This is a genomic window from Deltaproteobacteria bacterium (assembly GCA_035063765.1).
GTDB lineage: Bacteria > Myxococcota_A > UBA9160 > UBA9160 > PR03 > CAADGG01.
Window position 1 is genome coordinate 1 of the sequence record JAPSFT010000053.1, and the last position, 5,021, is coordinate 5,021.

The 5,021-nt window shown below is 74.2% G+C and carries 6 protein-coding genes; 5 read left to right on the forward strand and 1 reads right to left on the reverse strand.

Going from position 1 to position 5,021, the window contains the following annotated elements:
* The 5 genes from nosD to OZ948_19795 form a co-directional block, all read left to right on the forward strand.
* The coding region (nosD, locus tag OZ948_19775; GenBank protein ID MEB2346958.1) for a nitrous oxide reductase family maturation protein NosD at window positions 1-1,235 on the forward strand (1,235 nt) is incomplete at its 5' end.
* Window positions 1,225-2,112 carry an ATP-binding cassette domain-containing protein gene (locus OZ948_19780; protein ID MEB2346959.1) on the forward strand — a complete coding sequence of 296 codons (888 nt, stop codon included), beginning with the start codon at window positions 1,225-1,227 and terminating at the stop codon, window positions 2,110-2,112. The genes nosD and OZ948_19780, both read left to right, overlap by 11 nt.
* Window positions 2,105-2,539 (forward strand): hypothetical protein, encoded by a 435-nt coding sequence (locus OZ948_19785; GenBank protein MEB2346960.1) that lies wholly within the window; start codon window positions 2,105-2,107, stop codon window positions 2,537-2,539. The genes OZ948_19780 and OZ948_19785 overlap by 8 nt, the downstream gene beginning before the upstream one ends.
* The gene (locus OZ948_19790; protein ID MEB2346961.1) at window positions 2,536-3,369 is read left to right on the forward strand and encodes an ABC transporter permease subunit; all 834 of its coding nucleotides are present in this window, start codon (window positions 2,536-2,538) and stop codon (window positions 3,367-3,369) included. Before OZ948_19785 ends, OZ948_19790 begins: the two co-directional genes overlap by 4 nt.
* Before the next feature lie 16 nt (window positions 3,370-3,385).
* Window positions 3,386-4,027 (forward strand): hypothetical protein, encoded by a 642-nt coding sequence (locus OZ948_19795; protein MEB2346962.1) that lies wholly within the window; start codon window positions 3,386-3,388, stop codon window positions 4,025-4,027.
* Here OZ948_19795 and OZ948_19800 read toward each other — a convergent pair.
* Window positions 4,024-5,021 (reverse strand): MFS transporter (locus OZ948_19800; protein MEB2346963.1); only part of this gene is annotated, 998 nt, incomplete at its 5' end. The genes OZ948_19795 and OZ948_19800 overlap by 4 nt on opposite strands.

Below are 5,021 nucleotides of genomic sequence, written 5' to 3' on the forward strand. Positions count from 1 at the left end.
CGCTGCTCCTCGGAGCCGCGCCGCCACGGCCGGCCGACTGCCGCGAGGTCGCGGCCGGAGCGGATCTCGCCGGCCTGCTGGCGGCCGCGAGCCCGGGCGAGCGGCTGTGTCTGGCACCCGGCGCCTACACGGGGCCCTTGCGCCTCGACGGGGTCACCGTCTGGGGGCCGCGTGACGCCGTGATCCGGAGCACGGGGGAGGGGACGACGGTGCGTCTCATCGGCCAGGGCCCGGCGCTGCTCGGCGTCACGATCGACGGCAGCGGCGGGCGCTTCGACCTGCTCGACGCGGCGGTCCACGTGGCGGGCCTCGGGGCGCGCGTCGAGGGCGTCGCGATCCGCAACGCCACCTTCGGGATCCTGGTCGAGAAGGCCGAGCACGCCCGCGTGCTGGCGAACGAGGTGCGCGGCGATCCCACCCGATCCCTCGGCCTGCGCGGCGACGGGATCCGCCTCTGGGAGTCCTACGACTGCGTCGTCGCGGACAACCAGGTCCACGACGGGCGCGACATGGTGCTCTGGTACGCCTCGCGCAACCGGGTGAGCGACAACACCATCGAGGGCGGGCGCTACGGTGCGCACCTCATGTACAGCCACGACAACGAGCTCGTGGGCAACCGCTTCGTGCACAACGTCACCGGGCTGTTCGTGATGTACAGCCGGCAGGTCTCCCTGCACGGCAACCTGTTCGCAGGCGCGGGCGGTGCGGCCGGCATCGGGCTCGGGCTCAAGGAGTCGGGCAACGTCACCGCCATCGGGAACCAGTTCGTGCGCAACACCGTCGGGCTCTACATCGACACGAGCCCGCTCTGGCCCGACGACCGCAATCGCTTCGAGGGCAACTCCTTCCGCCTGAACGAGGTCGCGGTCTCCTTCCTGGGGCGGGCCTCGGGCAACGCCTTCGTCGCGAACGAGTTCCTCGACAGCCGCACGCAGGTCGAGGTGGACGGCCACGGCGACGCGCGCGCGGCCGAATGGCGCGGCAACCGCTTCGACGACTACGCCGGCTACGACCTCGACGGCGACGGGACGGGCGACGTCCCCTACGAGCTGCGCAGCCTCGCCGCCGACCTGGTGGCGGCGCACCCCGAGCTGGCCTTCTATCGCGGCACCCTGGCGCTCTCGCTCGCCGAGGCGATCGGGCGCATCGTGCCGCTCCTCGAGCCGCGCCTCGTGCTCGTGGACCCGCAGCCGCGCATGAGACCGCTCGCCCGGGAGGACGGGCGTGCGCATTGAGGTGCGCGATGCCCGCAAGCGCTTCGGGCCGGTCGAGGCGCTGGCCGGCGTCTCCTTCGACGTCGAGCCCGGCCGGCGGGTGGCGCTCGTCGGGCCCAACGGCTCGGGCAAGTCGACCCTGAACCGGATCCTGATGGGGCTCGTGGGCTGCACGGGGCGGGTGCGGATCGACGGCCGCTCGCCCTTCGCCGAACGGGTCGCCGTGGCGCGCCGGATGGCGTACGTGCCCCAGGCGGCGCCCCAGCTCGGCGCGCCGGTCGGCGAGGTGCTGGCGGCCATCGGCCGGGTACGCGCGCTGCCGCGCGAGCGGATCGAAGCGAGCGCGCGCGCCTTCGACCTCGACCTCCCGGCGCTCGCGCCCCGGCCGTTCCGCTCGCTCTCGGGCGGCACCAAGCAGAAGCTCCTGATCGCGCTCGCGCTCGCCGCCGAAGCCGCGCTCCTGATCCTCGACGAGCCGACCGGCAGCCTCGATGCCCGCGCGCGCGAGCGCTGCTTCGAGCTCTTCGACGCGCTGCCGCCCGCGACGACCGTGGTCCTGTGCTCGCACCGCCTCGACGAGATCCGCCCGCTGGTCGGCCAGGTGCTCCAGCTCCACGAGGGCCGCGTCGCCTACGACGGGCCCGCCGACGCCTTCCTCGCGCGCAGCGGGCTCGCGGCGCTCGACCTCTGGGCGGAGGGCGCCGAGGCGGCCGAGTGGCTGGGCCGGCACGGCTTCCGGCGCGGCGCCAGCGGCGCCTGGCATCGGACCGTCGAGAGCGCCGCCAAGCTGCCGCTCCTCGCCGAGGCCACCGCCGTGCTCGGGCCCCGGCTGCGCAACCTGAACGCGCGCGATCTCGAGACGATCGAGCTCGCGGGGCGGGAGCCGCGCGATGCCTGAGCGCGCCGGCGGCATCCAGGCTGGGCGCGCGGCCCTCGCCCTCCTCCTCCTGCTCGCGGCCTGCGGCCCGCCCGAGGGACCGCAGCCGATCGCCTGGGACCGCGAGCCCTGCGCGCACTGCCGGATGCTGATCAGCGAGCCGGGCTTCGCGGCGCAGCTCCAGCTCCGGGATGGGAGCGTCGAGAGCTTCGACGACCCCGGCTGCCTCTTCGCGCGCCTCGACGCCCGCCCCGGGCACGTCCACGCGCTCTGGTTCCACCACCTGCGCGAGGACCGCTGGCTCCCCGGCGACGGCGTCGCCTTCGTGCGCGTGGCGCCGACGCCGATGGACTTCGGCTTCGGCGCGGTCGATCCCGGAACGCCTGGCTCGTTCCCGCTCGAGGCCGTGCGGGCCGAGCTGCGCGCGCGCGCCGCGGATGCGCGATGAGGCTCAGCGAGCTCGCCGCCGTGGCGCGCCTCGACCTCGGCGAGGTGCTGCGCTCGCGCTGGCTGTGGCTCTGCCTGCTGGTCTACGGCGGCCTGGCCGGGGCCTTCGTGCTCGTGGGCCTGCGCGAATCGAACGTGCTCGGCTTCACGGGGATCGGGCGGGTGCTCTTCTCGCTCAGCCACGCCCTCGTGCTCCTGCTTCCCCTGCTCGCACTGCTCGCGACGGTGCAGGTGGTGAACCGCGCCCGCGACGACGGCTCGCTCGAGCTCTTCCTCTCGCACCCGATCGGGCGGGGCGCCTTCCTGGCGGGGGTGACCGCGGTGCGCCTGGTGGCGCTCGTGCTGCCGCTGGTCCTGGTGATGGTCGCGCTCGGTGTCGCCGCGGGCCTGCGCGGGCAGCCGGTCTCGTGGGCGTTCCTCGGGCGCGCCATCGCCGTCTGCGCCGCGCTGCTCGTCGCCTACGTCGGCGTGGGCCTCGCGGTGTCGGTGGTGGTGCGCCACCCGGCCCGCGCGATGACGCTCGTGTTCCTGCTCTGGACGGCGAGCGTTGCGCTGCTCGACTTCGCGGGCATCTCGCTCCTGCTCCAGTGGCGCCTGCCGGCGCGCGCGGTCTTCGCGCTCGCCGCGGCGAACCCGGTGCAGGCAGCGCGGCTCGCGCTGCTCTCGGCCGCCGAACCGAGCCTCGCGACGCTCGGGCCGGTGGGCTTCTACCTGGCGAACCGGGTGGGCGCCGCGGCGCTCCTCGGATTGGGTCTCGCCTGGCCGCTCGCGGTGGGCGCGGGCGCCTGGTGGTTCGGCTGGGCGCGCTTCCGACGCGGCGACCTGGTCTAGTCGAGGAGGACGAACGATGGGTTCACGGATGGATCGCTTCTACGAGCTCCTGGGCAGCCCGCTGCTCTTCTGGACACGTTGGATCCTGGTGGCGGCCATCGTGCCGCTCGTGATCGGCGCCTTCGTGCCGCTCTGGCAGATCCACTTCACGGCGCCCCAGTACCCGAAGGGTCTCGACCTCTTCGTGCGCTCCTACACGATCGAAGGCGGCAACCGGGGCGTCGACCTGCCCGAGATCAACACCCTCAACCACTACGTCGGCATGAAGAAGCTCGACCCGGCGGACTTCGCCGACCTCGACTTCATCCCCTTCGCGATCGGCGGGCTGGCGCTCCTGGCGTTGCGGGTGGCCGTGGTCGGTGACGTCCGCTCGCTCGTGGACCTGGCCGTGCTGACCGGCTACTTCGGGGCCTTCAGCCTCGGGCGCTTCGCGTACATGCTCTACCGCTATGGGCACGACCTCGACCCGAAGGCCGCGATCACCATGGAGGCGTTCATGCCCCCGATCCTGGGCACCGCGGAGATGGGGAACTTCACGGTGTCGAGCTTCCCGGCGCTCGGGACCTACCTGATCGGCGCCTTCGCCACGAGCGTGATGCTCCTCGCGCTCTGGCACATGGTGCAGGGGCTTCGCACCCCCTCTCCCGCGCGGGGCTAGCGCCGCATCCCGAAGGCCGCCGCCAGCGAGAGCGCCGAGAGCGCGCCGCCCGCCGCAAAGGCGCTCGCGAAGGCGTCGCTCGAGCCCTCGCCGCCCCACAGGAGCGAGAGCAGGGTGATGCCGAAGGCGGCGCCGATCGTGCCGAAGAGCCGGTTCACCGCCGAGGCGATGCCGATGTCCTCGTCGGCGGCGGCGCTGGTGGCCGAGGAGGTGAGCGCGGGCAGACCGAGCCCGTGGCCGAGCCCCTGGAGCACGAGCCCGCCGCCCACCGCGAGCAGCGAGCGGCCGCCGACGCCCCACCACAGGAAGGCCATCGACACCGTCATCACGAGCGCGCCCACGACCGCGGCCGCGCGCTCGCCCACCCGCATGCCGAGCGCACCGCCGAAGGGCGAGCCGAGCGTGAGGGAGGCCGTGCGCAGGACCAGGATCCAGGCCGTCGCCGCGGGCGTGAAGCCGAAGACGCCGTGGAGCGCGAAGGGCGCGATCACGAAGGTGCCTATGTAGGACGCGCTCATGAAGGCGCTCGAGATCGTGGGCGCCACGAAGCGGCGGTCGCGGAGCAGGCCGAGCGGGACGAGCGGGGCGGCGGCCCGCGCCTCGACGGCGCGGAACGCGACGAGGCCGGCGGCGCCGGTGGCGGCCGCCGCGAGCACGGCGGCCGAGCGCAGCCCGAGCTCGCGGAGCTCGGCGAGCGCCAGCATCAGGCCGCTCACGCCGAGCGCGAGCGTGACACTCCCCGCCACGTCGAGGCGCACCGTCTTGCGGGACGTCTCGCGGAGCACCAGGGCGGCGAGCACGAAGGCGGCCAGCGCGAAGGCGCCCTGGAGGAGGAACACGACCCGCCAGCCGAACCACTCGATCAGGGGCCCCCCCGCGACGAGCCCGAGTGCGGGCGCCCCCGCGGTCGTCATCGACCACCAGCCCATCGCCTGCACGCGCCGGTTCGAGGCGGTGACGCTGAAGATCAGCGCCATCGCGGCGGGCTGGGTGG